Source organism: Cupriavidus basilensis, assembly GCF_029335485.1.
Taxonomy (GTDB): domain Bacteria; phylum Pseudomonadota; class Gammaproteobacteria; order Burkholderiales; family Burkholderiaceae; genus Cupriavidus; species Cupriavidus basilensis_E.
On record NZ_JARJLM010000723.1, the window covers coordinates 1 to 18,860 of the forward strand.

Here is an 18,860-nt window from a genome sequence, read left to right on the forward strand (position 1 = left end):
TTCGATGTGGCGCGCACCTATGCCTCGATGGGTCTGAAGGAGCAGGCGCGCAGCATCATGGATGGCCTGCAGCGGTCCGACCCCAATATGCCGGACACGCTCTACGCCAGCGCGCTGTTGGCCGCCGAGACCGGCGACTGGCAGGGCGGGCTCGATGTGCTGGAGCGCATTCCCCAGCAGAACCGCACGCGCGACATGAGCACCCTGCAGCGCCGCCTATGGGTGCACGCCGAGGCGGCGCGGGCCAGCGGGCTTGGTGCGGCCGGCCAGCAGGCTGCCGCGCAGGGCGTGCTGCAACAGGCCGAACGCTACGCCCAGCAGGACGCTGACCAGCTCGGTGCGCTGGCGCTGGCCTATGCCGATGCCGGCGACGAGGCGCGCGCGCTGTCGCTGATGCGTACCGTGATGGGCCGCACCGTGCGCCCGGACACCGGCATGCAGCTGCAGTACGCGGCCATCCTGCTCAAGACCAGGCAAGACGTGGAGCTGGCCGGCGTGCTGCGCCAGCTCGCCAACGCCAACCTGAGCCAGTCTCAACGCCGCGACTATGACGATCTGCGGGTGGCCTATATCGTGCGCCAGGCCGATGCACTGACGGAGAGCGGCGATCTGGTGGCCGCCTACGACATGCTGGCGCCAGCGCTCTCCGAGCGCCCCGGCAGCAGTGCCGTGCGCTCCAGCCTGGCGCGCATGTACGCGCAGGCGGGCGAGAACAAGAAGGCATTGACGCTGTACGAGAGCGTGTTGGAGAAGGGTCCGCGCAATCTCGACCTGATGCTGGCGGTCATCGGCACCGCGACCGGCGCCAAGGAATTCACCTGGGCGGAAGACACGTTGCAGATGGCGCTGGCACAGGCGCCCAAGTCGCCCAAGGTGCTGACCGCGGCAGGCCGGCTCTACCGCGCCGAGGGCAATCCCTCGCGCGCGGCGGACTACTTCCGGGAGGCGGTGGCGGCCGAGAACTCGGCTGGCGCATCGACGCCGTTCTCGCGTCCGGACGGTGCCGGTTTCGAACGCGTGCCTTCCAATCCCTTTGCCGGCTTGCCGGAGCAGCGGCCCAGCTCGCAACTGCCGCCGCCGGGCTCACAGGCGCCATACCCGATCATGCCGGGCCCGAGCCGCGCCGCGGCTGGGACGGCGGCGCTGCCGGTGGCAATGAACACGGGCGGGCAGCCCTATGTCCCGGCACCGGTGGCGGCGGGCGGATCAGGGATGGCGCCAGTGCAGCAGCCCGCAGCATATTATCCGCAGCGGGCGCAGGTGCCGGTACAAGCGCCAGCTACCTACTATCCGCAACAAACCAGCGCCGCCGCCACTACACCAACCAGGAGCGCGCGCGACACCAAGACTATCAAGCCTATCAGCCCAGTCAGCAGCCTGCGCAGTATCCGGCACAATTCCAGGCCCAGCATTCAGCTACGCGGTACCCCGCCCAGCCGGCCGCCGCAGCCCCGTATCCGGTAACGCAGAACGCTGCCGCGGCCGCCGCCCAGGCCTACGCGGCGGCGCCTGCGCCCGCCGCGCCGGCGCGCCAGCCGTTTGGCGCGCAGTCCCGCGCGCCCTGGTTGTCCGATGCCGATTCGCAAGCCAACCCGACCGGCCCCAAGACCGCCCAGGACGAACTGCGCGACATCGAATCGCAGCGCACCAGCATGCTCGCGGGCGGTCCCACGCTGCGCGCACGCAGCGGCGATTCCGCATGAGCCAGCTGACCGAGATGCAGGTCATTGCCGAGGGCAGCATGGCCACCGGCAACGGCAAGCTGGTGGCACGTGTGACGCCGGTGACGCTCGACAGCGGTTCGGTCGGTAGCGACTACAACAGTGCCTCCCGATTTGGCGGCGGGCCGCTGGCGTTCCCGGTTGGCGGGACACCGGTCAACCTGTCCGGCGCGCCATTGCGATCCACTTCGGCGGGGTCGCAGAATGCCTTTGGCGCGGCGGTCAGCGTAGCTTACGAATCAGAGCGTCTCACCGCCGATATCGGCAGCACGCCGCTGGGTTTCCGCTACACCGACGTCAATGCCGGTGCACGTCTCAACCTGCCGCTGTCCCAGCGCGCCACGCTATCGCTGGGCGCTTCGCGGCGGCCCGTGACGGACAGCCTGCTGTCCTATGCCGGGGTGCGCGACGACCGTGTCGGCCTGCAGTGGGGCGGCGTGATGAATAGTAGCGGGCGTGCCGACCTGGGCTGGGACGACGGCTTCTTCGGCATCTACGGCTACGGCGGCTACGGCTTGCTGACCGGGCACGGCGTCAAGCGCAACACCCGATGGGAAGGCGGCGGCGGCTTCTACCTGCGCCTGATCGACACGGCCGAGCAGTGGCTGATGAGCGGCGTCAACATCACCTCGATGGGGTATGCGGAAAACCTGCGCTATTTCACCTTCGGCCAGGGCGCCTACTTCAGCCCGCAGACCTATTTTGCCGTGACCGTGCCGCTGTCGCTGGCAGGCCGCAGCGGCCGCCTTGCCTACAATGTGCGCGGCGCGCTCGGCATGCAGTCCTTCCGGGAGAGCAATTCGAACTACTTCCCGACCGATGCCGGGGCACAGGCGGCCGCAGATGCGGCTGTAACAACGGCGAACAAAGCCGGCCTGACCAATTCCACAAGCGGTGCCGTCTACCAAGGCCAGTCCAAGACTGGCCTGGCCTACAACCTGGTTGGCTCGGTCGAGTACCAGGCGGCCTCGCAGCTGTATGTGGGTGGCTTGCTTGGCATCGACAATGCACGCGACTACCGGCAGTGGTACGCCGGTGTGTATGTGCGTTATGCGTTGCAGCGCCAGACAGGGCAGATCGCGTTCCCGCCGACGGCGCCGCGATCCGCGAACGGGCCTCTACCGTTCTGAGGAAAGATGTCCTTCGCCAGGTGCAGGTCAACACTTGGAGCATCGGTCAAGTGGATGTTGAGCTATCTCCGTAGCATGACCAAGTTCCTCGCTGGCTTTGACTTGCATCCAACGCCTATGTATTCGGACGGCGCTTTCAACCGGCCGTTGCAACGCCCTGAAATGAGGGAGTCGCAACGGAAAAACAAGCCGTTGCCGCTGTCGTGGTGCGATTCGTCCAGTGTTTGGTTCAGTGGGCCGATAGAGCGTCGGCTTGAGGGAAGACCGACGGCGCTTCGGGAGGGAAATTGCTCAAGGCTTGCCAAGTAAGACGGCGGTCTGGGTCTGGGGCCTGCCACCTGGGGCCGGGGTGCGCTGGTTTGGGCGAAGGGTGGCATGCCTGATATCGACGATGCGGTGGCGTGCGTCGAGACGCGTGAGACGACCGAAGACTACCAAGCTCGATACCAGGGCGTACGCCGCCGAAGGGGCCGCAATTAGGAAAAGGAGATTTGCCAAGCAAAAGCATGCGCCGGGCAGATCACCGAGTGCGACGACGTCTTACCCCGCACAGGAAGAGGAGTAGTCGAGGATATTGCGCTAATTTGTTAGTTGATGCGTTTTAAAGATAGAAATTAACCGGTCGAGACCGGCGGCGCTACGCAGAGCTGTCGCATTTTGGATATGACTTGTAGTCGCGAGCGCGCGCCAAGCTGCAACAGAATGGCCGAAACATGCTCCTTGACTGTGTTTTCCGTTAAGCCAAGACGCTGCGCGATGGCCTTGTTGGGCAATCCATCGAGCAGATGGCGCAGCACAATACCTTGACGGTCTGTGAGGCCGAGAGCCTTCGACTCGATAGTGGTGCTGCCTTGCGCTGGATCGGCGGTCTGATCATGCACGTCGCTCGTTGGGCAGACAGGTGGGCTGCTATCGCCTGCGTGGAATGGCGTCGTCTTCGATAAAAGCTGTGCGCGCGTGCGGGCGCCGAGGCGCTCCAGGATGGCGGAGACATGTTCCTTGACGGTGTTCACTGTCAATCCGAGGCGGCGAGCGATCAGCTTAGTGGGCAAGCCCTCCAGCACCAGGCTGAGCACGACCTGTTGGCGTTCCGTGAGGCGTTGCACATCGGGTTTGATGGGAGCGTGATGCGGTGTCGGTGGGAGCGGCGCGCTATTCGCCTCGCAGCCAGGCCGAGCCGTGGCAGGAGAGGCGCTGACGCCTGGATGGCAAGCGGCCGTATCGCCCGTGGCGGAGGCAACGACTTGGGCCGTCGTTTGGGCAACATTGGCACCAGCCTTCCCGTGAAGTAGAGCAACGCGCCGCAGAGAGGCGGGGTGAAAGAGATGGACCGTCTTTGCGCTTTCAACGCGGGTGAACGCGCGGCCGGAGACTCCGTGATCTGTGCGGCCAAGTTCTTGCTGGCGTACGCCACGATCGCGTTGGGGGTTCTGGCTGGGCTGCTGGCGGCTGTCTTCCGCCTGCATCGCATGGATCGCTGTATGGAGTTCCTGGATTTGCGAAACCGAAAGTTTCGGTAGTGTAGTGAGAATGTCCCTAAGCTGCCCGTTCACATCTCTCTCCCGTTTCTTATCCCAGCATCGACTCCGTTGCCGGAATTTCCCCCAAAGCGCGACTTTTGAATAGAGTGAGCAAATAGCCTCTTGATGGGCTTCTACTCTTTTTATAGGTTCAATCACGATACCATGTGAATGTCTTTATTCTATGACTTCTGGCAGAATTTGATCGTTTCAGGAAGTGAGGGAGGAAATGATGAGAACAAAGCGCATCATTCAAGTATGCGCGCCGTCTTTGGGACTCGCCCCAGCAGTGTGGGTGATTGGCGAGCCAATATGACTGAGAGACCAGAGATCCATGCCGAGACGGTGATCGCAAGCGACGCCGACGAACTTTCGGCACGCTTGCGACCGATCCGAGGGAACGTCGCGATCGAATCGGGGAGGGGAGATCATTTTGACGTGCGGCTGGCGTCGAGTCTCGCCGGGGGAGCGGTGACGCATCAAATTCAGACGACAACGGGTGTTCGATTCCGGTTCGACAGTCCGTTTGACGGCTACGCGCTGGTGCTGCTCCACGAGGGCGGGCTGCGGGCCAGGATTGGTCAACAGGAGCGCACTTGGTCGGCAGGCGCTTGCGCAGTTCTGGAAGCGACGCAGGTCAGCCAATGGCAATGGCAGGCCGGCAGCTACGACATGCTGCTGGTCGGCGCAACCGATATCACGCAGCGACTATCGACGCTGCTGGAAGCACCGGTGACGCGGCCGGTGACATTCCAGGCCGAGGTCTCCCCGGAATCGGATGGGGTGAGACTGGGCCGCGCCGTGATGCAGATGATGCAATTGTGCTTTGGCGATGACAGATCCAGGGTGACGGCGATGGCCACGGCGGCCAGCATACGTGATGTTGCCGTGGGGGCCTTCCTGGAGGGCTTGCCGCACAATTACTCCGACAGGCTGCTGGTCAAGACACCGGGACCGTCACCACGGCACGTCAGATCCGCGATCGAGTTCATCCATGCCTATGCGCGGGACAGCATCTTTGTCGAGGATATCGCCAAGGCCGCTGGCGTTAGCGTGCGCGCCCTGCAGGTGGGATTCGCCACCTTCAAGAACACCACGCCAATGGCGTACTTGAAGCGGGTTAGGCTGGAGGGCGTGCGCAATGAACTTCTGCAGAGCGATGACGCGTCGGTTGCGGAAGTCGCGATGCACTGGGGGTTCAAGCACCTTGGCATGTTCGCCAAGGTGTATCGCGATGCGTTCGGCGAGCTGCCATCGCAGACCCGTCGGATTACGAGGCGGTAGGGAAGGCTCCAGTTCCACCGTCGAGGGAAACCTGCGCTCGGTGGAGGCAAAGAAAGCCAGACGATCCGCCTCTCTCTGCGGGCGGATCGTTTGGACGTTAACAACGGGAACTTGGAACGCAGCGCGGATATTAGATGTGCCATATCTGGCTGACTAGCCAGTCATAGATGGGGTAATTGGAATATCTGCGTTTATTGAGGATTGCGTGCGCTATTGAGATATTTTGGCGCCGAATCCAAAAGGCGCATCGGTTTGTCCGAGAAGCGCTGCGCACGCGGACAAGGCGAGTCCGTGAGCGCGCGGGCACTCGACCCGATCAGCCCCGACGAGTTCCACTGCGACCTTGCGCGCGACGGCGGTTTCTGGCGGGGTGTCAAGGTGCAGCCCTCGGTCGAGGGTGATAGCGTCGCGCCGAACCAGAGCGCGCCACACAGGTGTTTCGCTTCGGATGGTATCGGCCATGGCCTTGCTGCTGCTAGGCTCAACGATTCAGCCGGCTTTTCAGCCCTCGGGCGTGAACCTCGACGCTCGCACGATCCGGGGCCCAGAAGTCGTACTGCAACAGCGCCGTTGTCGATGAATCGATGTCCAGGTAGGAGCGCTCCCAGGCGTCGCAGGTCCTCCTCCATCAGTGCCGTGTGCGGTGCCTCCACTGCCGTGCGGTGAACATGCCATATGCCTATGATGCAAGAATGCAATTAATCGCTAGAATTTCTGCCCAACCTTGATCCGAGGTTGGGCAGATCACGACACCTGCCAGGGTCGCCGGCCGACAGGGCTTTCCGCCGGCGCAGGGTGTGTATCCCATCCGCTGGTCCACTGGCGTGCCGCGCCTCGTTTTCGCAATACACAGCTCGGCACGGGTGTGGCGTCACCCGCGCCTAACCTAACCGCTCTCGCGTGACGAACGCGGGATCTTGTCCGTCTGCCGAACGCAGCCACGAAGGCCGAGTGACGGGGCACGGATACTTTCACGAACGTGAAAATTTCCAGGGCGTACCGGCAGTGGAGTCCAACGGCACCGCCTCCGGCTCGGCTGGCACCGCAGTGGTCGGCGTCCAGCCGATTCAGCGCAGCTCCTGCGTGGCTGCGTGCCGGGCATCGTCCACTGTATGTAGGCGGGCGCTGGAGGTGGCCAGCGTAGCGTGGCCCAGGTTGTTCCGCATAAACCGTAGATCGACCTGCAGGTCGATCATGTGATTGCCGGCGATAGGACGCAGCCAGCGCGGCGAGCATGGTTTTCCCATTCGGGGCCACGCGCACGCCGCCGCTCGGTAGCCGGCGCAAATACCTCCTTCAGCACCAGATACAGCGCGCCGCCCAGATCTGGCCGATGACCGGCAGCACGAGGGAACGTCCTCGGCGGGCAAGGGCGTTGCGGGCAGGGCCGTGGGAGCGACGGTAGCCCGTTAGCTCCGCCACCAGTTGAGGGTTGGCCGGCATTGAACCTTCGCTGTCATTACCCGCCAACCGCGGGCCTCCGCATATCTTTAGCGGATCAATCGGTGTCTCGCAGAATTGGGTACGCTAACTGAGTTCGAGGTGAGCTCATGCTTGAAGGGCTAGAGTCTAAGATTGCTCAAGCACAAACATCCCGGCAGCACTGGCTTTACTTCTGATGACCCGACTGATGGGACTACGACTGACGGGACTACGACTGATGGGACTACATTAGGTAGCGCCTTCTCAAGACTCTTCGTCTGTCTCAGTGCTGTTGAGCGACGCTGACGGCGAATCCGTGAATGGCACGCTACATGAGCGGCAGAACTTTGCGGTAGGGCTCAACTTCTTGCCACAGTGCGGGCAGCGTCATGCAAGCTTGGCACTGCACTCCTCGCAGAAGTTGGCTTCTGCGGGGTTATCGAGTCCGCAGCTTGTGCTGCGCATCTCACCCCCTGATCGACTTCAGTGTGGTGTCATATCGTACGGCGCAGATTTTTCTGCGCCATACGCTTCCGGGCGGGCGGCAACTTCCGTGCTCAAACGACAAGGTGAATGCGAGGAGCGTAGGACGGCGCCTAGAGCAGGAACCCTAGCGCTGCCGATAAGGTACGTCGTGGGGAACGGGTGATCACTCACGCCGACGGGAAGATGGGAGGTGAGCGGGTCGAGTGTTCCTGGCGAGTATCCCCTGGCGAGAAAAATGCAATTAATCGCCTAATTTTCTGCCCCAACCTTGATCCGGGGTTTGGCAACTCAGGTCACCGGCTGCCAGCGTGTGCCGGCTCGGCCCGCGTACGCTATCGCCAAGCGACAGCTTCCAGTTCTTCTCGCTCAGTTCGAAGGCCATATACAGTCGACCGATATCTGCCGTATCCTGTCCTTGAAGGGCTGTATTAGGCGCAGTCATTTGCAGGCTCCTTTCGTAAAACGAGTTAGTGAAGCTTCGTTTTACTTCAGAGGGGTTATCTTCCAGCCCTTCCATGGTATCTAGAAAAGAAGAGACGCCTCGGAACCCATGCCCTCTCGCCTTCAAATCCTGGGGTCTGTTGGGTCGTAAAGCTCGTCAGCTCTGATCATGGCGTCGACTCTGGCTTGCGTCTGAATCCTGTTTCGTGAGAAGTTGCTCATTGGTGGACTGCCCGACTATGTGAAATGATAGAGAACGTAGGAGTTGGGTGTTGTGACATACGTCACAAATAGTGTAAGCGAGTCGGCAGGGCCGTGGGACTGCGCACTAGGAATAGCGTATGAGGTCAGGCGGCGTATTGGAGTTGGCCAGCGACGTTCCAAGGCATGAGTTCGTCTATCCGATTGACTGGATGGTCGGCAATGTGGGTCAAGACGTGACGCAGATAGGCTTCGGGATCGATGTCGTTGAGTTTGCAAGACTCGATGAGCGAATACATGGCAGGAAGCCGTTAAGATGCCCGGGACGGTCTCTGTAAGGGCCAAGACACACGTCGCCGGCCAATCCATGGAAAATCTCGTTGAGCGAGTTCGTGAAATTCCTGGTTCAAGAGGGCGACGCGCACTTGCACGACACTGTGTGCCCCCGTACGAATCCAACGCATATGTTGGCTTTTACAAATGCGGCGTCCCATGATTCGATTGATAGATGACTTGACGAAGCCAGTGGCAATTCGTCGGCCAATACGCTGCCGGGCGCGCTAATCGATTGGCGACTCAAGAATGCTATTGAGGTAGCTGATCAAAGCTATAAACTTGCACTGTGCTTATTTTGTAAGCGCCCGAGAAACGGCGTCCTAGTTTCATAGGGCGAGTCTTGACAGGGCTGCGTCCGCAATCACTTTGCGGATGCAACCATGATCAATGACGATATTGATGTTGACAGCTTTACACTACGAGTAGCGCGCGTCCGGCGCAATGGGACGCGCGATTACGACCCGGTATCCAAGCGGTGTTTGGTTGAGCTATGCCTTCGCCCAGGCGCATCGGTGGCGGGCATCGTGCTAAAGGCTCAGGCTAATGCCAACCAATTACGCAAATGGATGCGACTGCATCGAGAATCGAAGGCAGCGGAACACGTTTCGCTGGCAGTGTTTTTGCAGATTGTTCAGGAACCTCGATCTCATGAAGTTGAAACTGTGTTCGTGGCGCCGCGTCGAACGAAAGCTGTGGCAGTTGAGCCGCGACCTCAGCCGTCGCGACCGGTGGCGCTGTCGCCGCGCGCGCAGGGCTACGCGCTCGGCGTGCTCAACAACCTCTACCGCTTCCTGGTCGACCAGAACTATCTGATGGGCAACCCGTGGCACGGCATCCACGTGCCGCGCGAGGCGCGGCCGGCGCTGGATGTGGGGCGCAGCCTGACCGAGGACCAATGGGCGTTCGTGCTGGCGCAGCTCGACGCGCTGCCGCCCGCCTCGGCCCGCCAGCGCCTGCAAGTCGTCTTGCCCCTGCTGTACGCTACCGGCCTGCGTCTGTCCGAGGTGGTCGCCGCCACCACCGCCCACCTGGCGTGGGTCAGCCTGCCACAGCCAGGTACCCGGGCACGCATCGAAGGCTGGTGGCTGGAAGTGGTGGGCAAGGGCAACAAGCTGCTCCGCGTGCCGGTGCTGCCGGCGGTGATCGCGCGGCTCGGCGCGTATCTGGTGGCGCGCGGCCATCCGACCGACCCGGGCGCCAGCCGGGTCCCGGGCGGGGTCGCCTTGCTCGGCCACGCCACCGACCTGGGCGAGCGGGCGCCATGGGCCGGCGCATGCGCCGCCAACCCCGTCGATGCCGCAGCCGGCATCGGCCCTGTCATCCTCTCCAAGCAGATCAAGGGATTCTTCGCGGCCTGCGTCGGCACGCTGTGCCTCGCCGACCAGCGCGGCGCGGCTGGAGGCCGCCAGTACGCATTGGCTGCGGCGCTACCCACGCGCGACATGACGACCGAAGACGGGTGGCACATGGTGGCAATGAAGCACCTTCTTCGATGGAGGGGGGCGGGTTAAGCGCGCCGCGGTACCATATATGCCTATGTCAAAGGAAATCGAACGGGCCGAGGCGATTACCTGGATCCGGGTCCAGATGGCGCACTACGACCTGACCATCGCCGATCTGGCGGACGCCGGGTGCTTTGTCGATAGGAAGCCATCGCCGCAGCCGGCCCGGTACCGCAACGCCGAGGGTCAAACCTGGGACGGGCAGGGCGCCATGCCTGACTGGCTGCAGCGTGCAGTGAATGCGGGGCAGTCGATAGAATTCTTCCGGATTGGATAGCGCAGCAACTGCGGGGCGGGTCGGCAAGCGCTGCACAGGCTGCGCCCCAGAGCCGGGCGACCAGGTTCGCTTTGCCTTTGGACCCCAGGGCGAGGCCCGGCATCGTCGAGATACCGCCGAACTGAGCGCAAGTTGCTGCGCAGTAGCGGATGGCGCCCCTGCCGGCAGTTGCGGTCCGCTCAACCTCCAATTCCGGATGTCACCAACCAGGTCCGCGGCCATAGCCAAGCTCGAGGATGAACTCACCCGATCTGGGCCATCGATGGGCTTTTGATCAGACACAAGATGCTCCGGCCGGCTCACGTTAGGATTGAATCGTTCCGAATCGCCTCGAAATCACATGGGTAAGCTCAGTCGGAGAAGTTTGCTGGTAGGTGGTGGCGTGCTCATGGCTGGTATCGCTGGGGGCATTTCCGCCTGGAGGTACGCATCGGGTTCCACGGCCGACTACAGTGCCTATTCGGCGGCACTCCGCCGCACACCGCGGCGGCAGTCAGTACTCTTGGATCTGATCCGCTATGCCTCGCTCGCAGCCAATAGCCATAACACCCAACCGTGGCTGTTCCAGGTCGGCAACGAGGGCATTCGGCTCTTGCCGGATTTCGCCCGACGCACTCCCGTTGTCGATCCCGACGATCATCACTTGTTTGTCAGCTTAGGTTGCGCTGCTGAGAATCTGGCCATTTCCGCCGAAGCAATGGGGTACACCTGCGCGGGGACCTGCACCGACGACGGTATCATGCAGTTTCAGCTTGGGGCCGGCGTCGCTCGGTCCGACCCGCTGTTCGGCGCCATTGCGAGGCGGCAGTCCACTCGCGCACTCTACGATGGCAGGCCCGTTCCGAATAATCATCTTGACATACTGGTCCAGTCCGCCATGCGGCCCGGTGTGCGGGTAGTGCTGATGACGGATGCAAGGCAGATCGGCCAGATGCGCGACCTCGCAGTCGCCGGCAATAACGTCCAACTTGGTGATCCCGGTTTTGTTGGTGAACTGAAGCGTTGGCTGCGCTTCAATCCGCGTGCGGCAATGGCAAAGGGGGACGGCTTGTATACTGCCTGCACGGGGAACCCGGTCCTGCCCGACTGGCTCGGGCCGCACGCTTTTGACTTGTTCCTCAATGCCAAAGTCGAAAACGACAAGTTGGCACGCCAGATCGCGTCTTCGTCGGGGCTCGCGATCTTCATTGGCGACAGGGCGGGTCGGGCAAGCTGGGTCGAAACGGGCCGCGCCTGCCAACGCTTTCTGCTTACTGCTGCGCAGCTCGGCCTCAAAAGCGCTTTCATCAACCAGCCCGTCGAGGTGACACCGTTCCGGTCTGAGTTGGCGGTGCTGGCTGGCGAGGCCGGAAAGCGGCCGGATCTGGTCCTGCGTTTCGGCTATGGTCCTACTATGCCGTATGCGCCGCGTCGCCCTGTCTCTGCGGTACTGATCTGATCGAAGTGCTGAAGGGGTAGGGATGAACATGCGGCCTTATGTGACCAAAGAGATTGACTCGCTTCCCGGACCGGTGCGCGCCCTCGCAACACGACTCGGGTGTGGAACAGACAACGGGGAGACGTCGGTGCGCTTTTCGCAGGCCGGCCGAATGCGCAGCGATGCGCGCGGCGTGTGGACGAAGTACCGCGCCACGCAGACGATCGCTCTGGATAGCTGTAGCTTCTGCTGGACCGCACAGACAGGTCCTTTCGGCAGCGTACGCATTATTGACGCGCTTGACTGCGGCACGGGGCGTCTTGAAGTGACAGCGCTTGGCTTTCTGCATCTCGTGCGCATGCCGGCATCGGACGAGCTCGACCGAGCCGAACTGATGCGCTACCTGGCAGAAGTCATCTGGGCGCCACAGGCGATGGTGCGCAACCCGCATCTGCATTGGGCCGTGCTGAACGAGAATTGCTTTGCCGTGACGGCGGGCAAGCCAGGCCGAACTGCGACGGTCACAATTGAATTGAACGAAGATGGACGCGTGGCGTCTGTGACCGCACCCGACAGACCCATGTACACGAAATCTGGCTATTGTCCCAGGTTGTGGTTCGGGCGCGCCTCGGACTATCGACGGCACGCCGGATATTGGCTGCCGTTCAGGGCCGAAGTTGGCTGGCAGATCGAGGGCGAACGCGTCGTACTCTGGGAAGGGAGCCTTCTCGATTGGGCTCCAGTTGCATAGTGCCTTCTTCGGAATCGAGTGACTGCCGGCAAGACAAGCGAAGCTTCTTCCGCGACTAGATTCAAGCTCAGCCGCAGGCTAGTATCTGGTGTAGCTGTCTGGGTACCTCTAGGGTTCCCGCGAGGCCCGATGTCCGCCAGACGCACCGGCCCGAGCGAGCCAAGAACCAGCAGGCTCGCCAGCGCGAAGAGCGATACGCTGATCTCGCCGTAATGCATCACCCAGCCGAAGTGACCACGGGGCGCTGACCCAAGGCTTCGGCTGGTACGGCCAGCGCTGCGCTGCCGTGCTGGAGTGCGTCTGGCGTTTCCCCGGAAAGGCTTTCCGCAAGCGATCGAAGGTGTGCCACAGCGGCTGCTGTCGTAGCTCCATCTCCATAGTCTGGCCTCATTGCCTCTGGCAGCCTGCCCTGGGCCTCTCAAGTAGGTCAGCTGCCACTGCACTAGCATCCGAAGGGTCGCCTATCTTGCCTTCACGAAGTACGATGACAGTAGTTTCTCGCCACCATGCTCGTTGACGGCGGCACCCAGCGCCCGTTCGTAGTCGGGCTGAGCCTCCTCGAGGCATGCACGGCCCTTTGCGGTAAGAACCGTATACACCCCGCGCTTGTCGTCTGGACACAAATCGCGGACGGTGAACTCGCTGCGCTCCAGGCGCTCGACCATCCGCGAAACCGAACTCTGGTTCAGGCGCAAATGCGAGGCCAACTCCTGCATGCGAAGTTCGGAGTCCGGGGAACGCGCCAATACCTCGAGCGCGCGATAATCGGAAAGGCCAAGCCCGTGCCGAGCTTGCAACACTTTCCCAAGATCGGCCTCGACATTGGCGATGACTTGAATCAGTCTAAGCCATGATTCGCTTCTAGTTGACATAACCGCGTCGCACTCCTCTTGAACAATGGGCAGCATGTTTTTACATATGCATGCCCATGCAAGTATATATCAAAAGAAGTGTGCCTATGACGCACGCAATCCTGATCGGAACGCCAGGAAAGGAACTAACCCGTCCGGTATGGACAGCTTGTGTACGGTGGGCGAGTGCCATGCAGATGGGTCACTGGCGAATACCGTATAGGTTCCGCGATAGTCGAACCCATACCGTGCAGCTTCATCCCGGTCCACCGCAAAGAGCACGTGCGATATGCCAGCGAAGAGCGCGCTGAGATAGCACATCGCGCAGGGCTCTCCCGATGCCAGCAGCGTCATCCCATGCAGATGCGGCCTGCCAGTGGCCCGGCATGCATCACGAATGGCCTCGACCTCCGCGTGCGCGGTCGGGTCATGATGCTCTCGAACGCGATTGACGCCGCGCCCAAGCACTGCACCAGTGGCATCGACCACAAAGGCGGTGAAAGGAATGCCGCCGTTATGGACATGCTCCACGGAGTAGGCTACAGCTTCGTTCATGCGCTGTGCGAGGCGCTCGGCAAGGTCGGATGCCATCATGCTGGCATCCGACTCTTGCCGGCCTGGAGCTTGGCACTGTCAGCGAGCTTCAACCAGACGACACCACCGATGATGACTGCCAGCCAGAATGCCTGGGTCAGCGTGAGAGGCTGGTCGAGCAGAACGCTGCCGAAGACTGCCGCGCCCACCGAGCCGATGCCCGCCCATGCCGCGTAGCCGATTCCCACGTCGATGGTTTTCAGGGCAACACTGAGTGCGTACAGCGTCAGTAGGAAGAAGACCACGGCAGCCATAGACCAGTTCAACACCGTGAACGCCTTGCTGCCCGCCACGCTGAGCGCGTAGCCGATCTCGAAGGCACCGGCCAGCAGCAGCATGATCCATGCGCGTCCGTTGCCCTTGTTCGCTTCGCCTGTGGTTGTCATTTTGGGTTCCTTTTTTAGAGTTGGGATGGAAGTTGGATGAGGTAACGGTCTGTCGTTGCTTCAAGCCGCGCCGCTGAGCCGCAGGCCAACGACGCCGCCAATGACCAGGGCGATTCCGAGAGATTTGCTCCAGGTCAACCGCTGCCCAAAGAACAGCGCACCCAGGACAACGACGCCGACGCCTGCGATGGAGGTCCAGATGGCGTAGCCCACGCCGACGTCGAAGGTCAGCAGCGCAAGGCTGAGGAAGAAGGTAGCGATCGCACCGCTGACCAGCGTGGCAACCGTCCACCACAGGCGGGTGAATCCTTTTGCATTCCCTGCGGAGATGGCGACCGCGATTTCAAAGATCACCGCAGCGCCCAGATAAAGCCAATTCATGATGAAGGTTCCTTTCGTTAATGTGCCCCGGGGGGCGGTTGGGTGTGGTGTTGAGAAAACGGTGCTCACGCGTGTGATGATGCTGGCGGCTGATCGCCCTTTTCCTCGCTTTCGAGTTGCTCGATGGCACGCTTGAGTTCACCCAGAGGTGGCGTGCCACGGAACATCAGCTTCCCGATGACGATGGTGGGAACGGATGTGATGTGCATGTCCTCGCGAGCATAGCGCTGCGCCTCACGGTGGCGTTGGGCATAGGCTCCGCTTTCGAGCGCCTGCCGGGCCTTGTCGGGGTCAAGCCCAACCTCAGCCGCGATCTCGATCAGGCATTCGGAGTCGCCAATGTCTCGCCCCTCCTGGAAGAAGGCCCGCAAGACACGCATGGAATAGGCGTGATCCAGCCCCTGGTCCTGGGCCATCGCCAGGATTTCGAACGCCTTGGCGGTGCGCGGCTGGGGCGAGATCGACGGCAGCCGGATCGGCACACCAAGACCCAGAGCCAAGGGATAGACGGATCTTTGCCAGACAGAAGGCAGGTACGGATCCTCCGGCCTCAGCGTCGCCTCTGGCGCCGGGCGCAGCTCAAAAGGACGCCAGGTGACGGAGATGTCCCGATCTCCGATTGCGTCGGACAGTTCCTTTTCTGCAAGCAGGCAGTAGGGGCACACGTAGTCGGAATAGATGGTGATGGATGCCATATCGTCTTCAACATGATTGCATGTGCATGCATATTAATGAGGGCAAATTGGACTGTCAAGATACTTGTGTGTGCATGCAGATTTAAACGAGAGAGCATGGGCAAATCGCTCAGGATCCAATCTGCCGAGAGCTAGGGCAGGGCAGCGATGGCCGGAAGCCGAAACACTGCGCCCGCAACAAGACGAATCTGGGCAGAAACGACCAAGCGAAAGCGTCCAGCCTCAGTGACAGCTAAGTCTGTCTCCATAGTCTCACCAATGCGCAAATGTCAGCGTTCCTTTGGAGAGGTTTTTATGTATCGCTTCAGCAAAAAAACTCTGGTTGCTGCCGCCATTGTTGCGATGGGGGGCGCCGGCACAGCGGCCTACGCGGCCAGATATTTCGAAAACGATGTCTTGGCGATCGCGAACACCAAGATTCCGCTCGTGCAAGCCATCGCGACGGCAGAGCAGCATGCCAACGGCAAGGCGATCCGCGCGGAGTTCGATCAGGGGCTCTATGACGTGGAGGTGGTGAGCGGCGGCAACGTATTCGACGTCAGGGTCGATGCCGACAAGGGCACGGTGATTTCGTCCGCCAAAGACACGGGAGATCGTGAAGACGACGAGCACGATGACGACGACCGTGGCCGCCGCCACGGCAGCTAGAACAGACCACCTGCCTGCCCGGCCGGCGTGTCCTTCAGGTGCGCCGGTCCTTGATCCCCCATGGAACATCTGAATCAAACTCTTTCTGCTTCTCAACGCGCCGGCCCGGCCCAGTGCGCTGACGCTAGCCATCGCTATCTTTTTCGCCCAACACGCCATCTGGGTGATCCCTGCCACTGTGGGGATCGGATGGCTTCGCGGCAATGAATGCGCCCGCAAGCTTCTGCTTGAAGCGACGGCATCCGGTTTGGTTGGATTGCTCATCAGCCAGATCATCGGGATGGCTTGGCCGCATCCGCGGCCTTTCATGATCGGCCTGGGGCACACTTTCCTGGCCCACGCCCCGGACTCGTCCCTTCCCAGCGACCACCTGATCCTGCTGTGGGCGGTCGCGTTCAGCTTCGTGGCGCACCGGCGTGCCCGACCGGCGGGGCGGGCCCTGGCCGTGCTGGGACTGCCCGGTCCGGCATACCGCGTGGCAGCTCGCATCTACCTGTGCCTGTTCGCGCCCTTGATCCGACGCGGCTGGGCTCGTCGCTAGTCCCTATGTTTGGCCTAAGTCTGGTCGGCCAGACTGCCTCGAAATTGCTGTACTTATCGCTCCGGAGCCCGCCATGAATTTGCTGTCGAATAAGGAAATGCCCAGCCTGCTCAACAAGGTGCCAGAGGTCACCCTGGGTTTCTGGATCATCAAGGTCATGTCAACCACGGTCGGAGAGACGGTCGCCGACTATCTGGCCGTTGATGCCGGCTTTGGCCAGGCCCTCACGGCCAGTGTGATGGGGGCCTTGCTGGCAATCGCGCTGATCATGCAGTTGCGGGCCCGGCGCTATGTGCCCTGGATGTACTGGCTGACCGTCGTGCTGGTCAGCGTGGTGGGTACTCAGATCACCGACGCATTGACCGATGGCATGGGCGTCAGTCTCTATCTCAGCGCGGCAGCCTTTGCTGCCGGGCTGGTCGCGATATTCGCGACTTGGTTCTGGAACGAGCGAACGCTTTCGATCAAGGCCATCGACACCCGGCCCCGGGAACTCTTCTATTGGGGCGCCATCCTGTGCACCTTTGCCCTTGGCACTGCCGCCGGCGACTTGGCGACGGAAGCCTTGGGCCTGGGATTCCAATGGGGCGTCGTTGCCTTCGGCGCGCTGATCGCGCTCACCGCATTGGCGTTCTTTTTCGGGGCGAACATGGTGCTGACCTTCTGGATTGCCTACATCCTGACGCGACCGCTGGGTGCGGCGATGGGGGATCTGCTGTCGCAGTCACCGACGTATGGTGGCCTCGGTCTCGGTGCGAAGTTGACAAGCATCATCTTTCTCGTGGTCATCGTCGGGCTGGTCGCCTTGGCGCAGCGCAATGCCAGGCAGGCCGTGGCAACCGTCCCGGCGCAATGAGTTGACCGGCCTATTCCAACCCTTCCGCTACTTTCAAAGGAGAACTTGATGAAATCACTTCGTATCACCCGCCCTGTCGCTGCTGCCATGTTCGGTTTGACGGTGTTGACCGCAGGGTATGCCGTACCATCATCCATTGGCGTGATCGGAGCTGCCCAGGCCGCGACGCCCTCGAAGCTGGGGGATCTGGGCGCCTTCCGGGCCATTGCGGTGGACGTCGCCGCCATCGTCGACAAAGGGGATCTGGCCGGGGCGACGAAACGCATCAAGGACCTGGAATTGTCCTGGGATTCGGCCGAGGCGGGCCTGAAACCCCGTGCAGCGGCCGATTGGCACGTCGTAGACAAAGCCATCGACCGGGCCCTGTCGGCGCTGCGTGAGAGCAAGCCGAACGCCGCGGCGTGTAAGCAGGCGCTGGCCGATCTGATCAAGATCATGGACCAGATGAAAGGCAAGTAATGAGGTTCTGGGCGGCGAGGCCACGCGACCGCCGCGCCGCCTTCGCGGCAAGCCCGCCTGGATGCGCTTCGCCATACTGCCGAAGCGAATCTCGCCTGAGGAGTCTTGATGTTATCGACGGAATTGCTGAGTTGGTTTCCCAACGACCAGCAGATCATTGCCATGATGGCCGAGCGCATAGCGTGCCGAAATGCCGCTGTACATCGGGAACAGCGGCACGCTGACCATGCCGGCCATGCTCGTGGCCAGATCGGCAATGGTCCAATGCGCGCTGTTCCTACCGAGCAGCGCGACGCGGCTGCCTTTGGGTAGGCCAAGCGATTGGAAATAGGTGGCCATCCGCCTGGCTTGATTGCCAACCTCGCTCCAGCTGTATGCAACCACTGTGCCATCGGGCAGCGGCTGGATCAGATAGGTCTTGTCGCGCTGCTCCGTTTCGTGCTTCAGGAAGAAACCCAGCAATGTTGCGCTGTCGGGTATGGTCATTTTGCTGTCTCCCTTTGCTCTTGGCCGTTCTTTTTTCACCTGTCCCCGGCAGCCCGGCATGACGAACAGATAGCGCTTTCATGCCGACGTCGCCGCACCCTGATCGGTTCTTCCTTCTGTCCGTTCCCTGCAGGGATCTGCATTTCGGCAGCGCAGATGGATTGCTGAGGGTGCGTGGTCAATTGAATGCCAGTTTGCCGCCGTCGTCCAGAAGACGATGTGAGTGCGTCAGTTCATTAGGCCAGGGGCAGCTCCTAGACCTAGATGCGCCGGCTTTGGTGGCGGAGCAGGCGTCCACTTCCCAATCCGAACGGCACACGCAGACGAACTGGATGCGGCAACCGCTCGAGGCGGCCAGACGGGCGCCGGTGCGGCATCGCAGCAGAATGAATCCGCCCCGAACCTGGGATCTCGCCAAAGGCGCTCTATCGGATCTCGGATCGAGGACGAAGCGCGATGGCCCGTTGGGCCGTAT

Annotated in this window: 19 protein-coding genes and 4 pseudogenes; 12 read left to right on the forward strand and 11 right to left on the reverse strand. The window is 61.8% G+C overall.

The annotated features are described in order from the left end of the window. From P3W85_RS44700 to P3W85_RS44710, 3 genes are all read left to right on the forward strand, one after another. Positions 1-1,464: tetratricopeptide repeat protein (locus tag P3W85_RS44700; RefSeq protein ID WP_276269545.1), on the forward strand; the 1,464-nt coding region annotated here is incomplete at its 5' end. A 101-nt stretch (positions 1,465-1,565) separates the two neighbouring features. Beyond that, positions 1,566-1,703: a hypothetical protein gene (locus tag P3W85_RS44705; protein WP_276269546.1), complete on the forward strand. Its 138-nt coding sequence runs from the start codon at positions 1,566-1,568 to the stop codon at positions 1,701-1,703. Next, the gene (locus tag P3W85_RS44710) at positions 1,700-2,851 is read left to right on the forward strand and encodes a cellulose synthase subunit BcsC-related outer membrane protein (protein WP_276269547.1); all 1,152 of its coding nucleotides are present in this window, start codon (positions 1,700-1,702) and stop codon (positions 2,849-2,851) included. The genes P3W85_RS44705 and P3W85_RS44710 overlap by 4 nt, the downstream gene beginning before the upstream one ends. Positions 2,852-3,465: 614 nt before the next feature. On the opposite strand, the gene P3W85_RS44715 is transcribed toward P3W85_RS44710, so the two are convergent. Beyond that, complete coding sequence (locus P3W85_RS44715; protein WP_276269548.1) at positions 3,466-4,404, reverse strand: helix-turn-helix transcriptional regulator; 939 nt, start codon at positions 4,402-4,404, stop codon at positions 3,466-3,468. 138 nt (positions 4,405-4,542) lie between these two features. On the opposite strand from P3W85_RS44715, the gene P3W85_RS44720 reads away from it, so the two are divergent. Beyond that, positions 4,543-5,655: an AraC family transcriptional regulator gene (locus tag P3W85_RS44720; protein WP_276269549.1), complete on the forward strand. Its 1,113-nt coding sequence runs from the start codon at positions 4,543-4,545 to the stop codon at positions 5,653-5,655. 1,686 nt (positions 5,656-7,341) lie between these two features. Here the strand turns inward: P3W85_RS44720 and P3W85_RS45755 are convergent. The 4 pseudogenes from P3W85_RS45755 to P3W85_RS44735 form a co-directional block, all read right to left on the reverse strand. After that, positions 7,342-7,461: pseudogene (locus P3W85_RS45755) on the reverse strand (zinc-ribbon domain-containing protein); the annotation flags it as partial. Positions 7,462-7,855: 394 nt separating this feature from the next. After that, positions 7,856-8,005: pseudogene (locus P3W85_RS45760) on the reverse strand (IS110 family transposase); the annotation flags it as partial. Positions 8,006-8,351: 346 nt separating this feature from the next. Continuing rightward, positions 8,352-8,516, reverse strand: a pseudogene (locus P3W85_RS44730) (transposase domain-containing protein); the annotation flags it as partial. Further along, positions 8,517-8,810: pseudogene (locus tag P3W85_RS44735) on the reverse strand (ISKra4-like element ISBusp5 family transposase); the annotation flags it as partial. 459 nt (positions 8,811-9,269) lie between these two features. On the opposite strand from P3W85_RS44735, the gene P3W85_RS44740 reads away from it, so the two are divergent. The 4 genes from P3W85_RS44740 (at position 9,270) to P3W85_RS44755 (ending at position 12,488) form a co-directional block, all read left to right on the forward strand. Continuing rightward, positions 9,270-10,052 (forward strand): tyrosine-type recombinase/integrase, encoded by a 783-nt coding sequence (locus P3W85_RS44740; protein ID WP_276269551.1) that lies wholly within the window; start codon positions 9,270-9,272, stop codon positions 10,050-10,052. 25 nt (positions 10,053-10,077) lie between these two features. Further along, a complete protein-coding gene (locus P3W85_RS44745; RefSeq protein ID WP_276269552.1) occupies positions 10,078-10,320 on the forward strand; it encodes an H-NS family nucleoid-associated regulatory protein in 243 nt (80 codons plus the stop codon). A gap of 502 nt (positions 10,321-10,822) precedes the next feature. Then, the gene (locus tag P3W85_RS44750) at positions 10,823-11,758 is read left to right on the forward strand and encodes an Acg family FMN-binding oxidoreductase (protein WP_276269553.1); all 936 of its coding nucleotides are present in this window, start codon (positions 10,823-10,825) and stop codon (positions 11,756-11,758) included. Between the two features lie 22 nt (positions 11,759-11,780). Further along, positions 11,781-12,488, forward strand: coding sequence for a DUF6544 family protein (locus P3W85_RS44755; RefSeq protein WP_276269554.1), 708 nt, complete (start codon positions 11,781-11,783; stop codon positions 12,486-12,488). A 461-nt stretch (positions 12,489-12,949) separates the two neighbouring features. Here P3W85_RS44755 and P3W85_RS44760 read toward each other — a convergent pair whose 3' ends face one another. The 5 genes from P3W85_RS44760 to P3W85_RS44780 all read right to left on the reverse strand — a co-directional run bounded on the left by P3W85_RS44760 (position 12,950) and on the right by P3W85_RS44780 (position 15,395). Next, entirely contained in the window at positions 12,950-13,396 is a 447-nt protein-coding gene (locus tag P3W85_RS44760) for a MarR family winged helix-turn-helix transcriptional regulator (protein WP_276269555.1), read from the reverse strand. Between the two features lie 48 nt (positions 13,397-13,444). Then, positions 13,445-13,933 carry a nucleoside deaminase gene (locus tag P3W85_RS44765; protein ID WP_276269556.1) on the reverse strand — a complete coding sequence of 163 codons (489 nt, stop codon included), beginning with the start codon at positions 13,931-13,933 and terminating at the stop codon, positions 13,445-13,447. Beyond that, the gene (locus P3W85_RS44770) at positions 13,930-14,319 is read right to left on the reverse strand and encodes a DMT family transporter (RefSeq protein WP_276269557.1); all 390 of its coding nucleotides are present in this window, start codon (positions 14,317-14,319) and stop codon (positions 13,930-13,932) included. The genes P3W85_RS44765 and P3W85_RS44770 overlap by 4 nt, the downstream gene beginning before the upstream one ends. Before the next feature lie 60 nt (positions 14,320-14,379). Further along, positions 14,380-14,700 (reverse strand): DMT family transporter, encoded by a 321-nt coding sequence (locus tag P3W85_RS44775; protein ID WP_276269558.1) that lies wholly within the window; start codon positions 14,698-14,700, stop codon positions 14,380-14,382. A gap of 65 nt (positions 14,701-14,765) precedes the next feature. Continuing rightward, the gene (locus tag P3W85_RS44780; protein ID WP_276269559.1) at positions 14,766-15,395 is read right to left on the reverse strand and encodes a DsbA family oxidoreductase; all 630 of its coding nucleotides are present in this window, start codon (positions 15,393-15,395) and stop codon (positions 14,766-14,768) included. A 294-nt stretch (positions 15,396-15,689) separates the two neighbouring features. On the opposite strand from P3W85_RS44780, the gene P3W85_RS44785 reads away from it, so the two are divergent. The 4 genes from P3W85_RS44785 (at position 15,690) to P3W85_RS44800 (ending at position 17,899) form a co-directional block, all read left to right on the forward strand. Then, the gene (locus P3W85_RS44785; RefSeq protein WP_276269560.1) at positions 15,690-16,043 is read left to right on the forward strand and encodes a PepSY domain-containing protein; all 354 of its coding nucleotides are present in this window, start codon (positions 15,690-15,692) and stop codon (positions 16,041-16,043) included. A 163-nt stretch (positions 16,044-16,206) separates the two neighbouring features. Then, positions 16,207-16,584 carry a hypothetical protein gene (locus P3W85_RS44790; protein WP_276269561.1) on the forward strand — a complete coding sequence of 126 codons (378 nt, stop codon included), beginning with the start codon at positions 16,207-16,209 and terminating at the stop codon, positions 16,582-16,584. A 73-nt stretch (positions 16,585-16,657) separates the two neighbouring features. Next, positions 16,658-17,440 carry a COG4705 family protein gene (locus tag P3W85_RS44795; protein ID WP_276269562.1) on the forward strand — a complete coding sequence of 261 codons (783 nt, stop codon included), beginning with the start codon at positions 16,658-16,660 and terminating at the stop codon, positions 17,438-17,440. Positions 17,441-17,488: 48 nt separating this feature from the next. Beyond that, positions 17,489-17,899, forward strand: a complete 411-nt coding sequence (locus tag P3W85_RS44800; protein ID WP_276269563.1) for a hypothetical protein — start codon at positions 17,489-17,491, stop codon at positions 17,897-17,899. A gap of 111 nt (positions 17,900-18,010) precedes the next feature. On the opposite strand, the gene P3W85_RS44805 is transcribed toward P3W85_RS44800, so the two are convergent. Then, positions 18,011-18,385, reverse strand: coding sequence for an AMP-binding protein (locus P3W85_RS44805; RefSeq protein WP_276269564.1), 375 nt, complete (start codon positions 18,383-18,385; stop codon positions 18,011-18,013). Positions 18,386-18,860: the final 475 nt, after the last annotated feature.

Excerpts from the sequence above, each read along its gene's own strand:
- P3W85_RS44710 (WP_276269547.1), top strand. The coding sequence starts at position 1,700 with ATGAGCCAGCTGACCGAGATGCAGGTCATTGCCGAGGGCAGCATGGCC.
- P3W85_RS44720 (WP_276269549.1), top strand. The coding sequence starts at position 4,543 with ATGTCTTTATTCTATGACTTCTGGCAGAATTTGATCGTTTCAGGAAGT.
- P3W85_RS44745 (WP_276269552.1), top strand. The coding sequence starts at position 10,078 with ATGTCAAAGGAAATCGAACGGGCCGAGGCGATTACCTGGATCCGGGTC.
- P3W85_RS44755 (WP_276269554.1), top strand. The coding sequence starts at position 11,781 with ATGAACATGCGGCCTTATGTGACCAAAGAGATTGACTCGCTTCCCGGA.
- P3W85_RS44760 (WP_276269555.1), bottom strand. The coding sequence starts at position 13,396 with ATGCTGCCCATTGTTCAAGAGGAGTGCGACGCGGTTATGTCAACTAGA.
- P3W85_RS44765 (WP_276269556.1), bottom strand. The coding sequence starts at position 13,933 with ATGATGGCATCCGACCTTGCCGAGCGCCTCGCACAGCGCATGAACGAA.
- P3W85_RS44770 (WP_276269557.1), bottom strand. The coding sequence starts at position 14,319 with ATGACAACCACAGGCGAAGCGAACAAGGGCAACGGACGCGCATGGATC.
- P3W85_RS44775 (WP_276269558.1), bottom strand. The coding sequence starts at position 14,700 with ATGAATTGGCTTTATCTGGGCGCTGCGGTGATCTTTGAAATCGCGGTC.
- P3W85_RS44780 (WP_276269559.1), bottom strand. The coding sequence starts at position 15,395 with ATGGCATCCATCACCATCTATTCCGACTACGTGTGCCCCTACTGCCTG.
- P3W85_RS44785 (WP_276269560.1), top strand. The coding sequence starts at position 15,690 with ATGTATCGCTTCAGCAAAAAAACTCTGGTTGCTGCCGCCATTGTTGCG.
- P3W85_RS44795 (WP_276269562.1), top strand. The coding sequence starts at position 16,658 with ATGAATTTGCTGTCGAATAAGGAAATGCCCAGCCTGCTCAACAAGGTG.
- P3W85_RS44800 (WP_276269563.1), top strand. The coding sequence starts at position 17,489 with ATGAAATCACTTCGTATCACCCGCCCTGTCGCTGCTGCCATGTTCGGT.
- P3W85_RS44805 (WP_276269564.1), bottom strand. The coding sequence starts at position 18,385 with ATGACCATACCCGACAGCGCAACATTGCTGGGTTTCTTCCTGAAGCAC.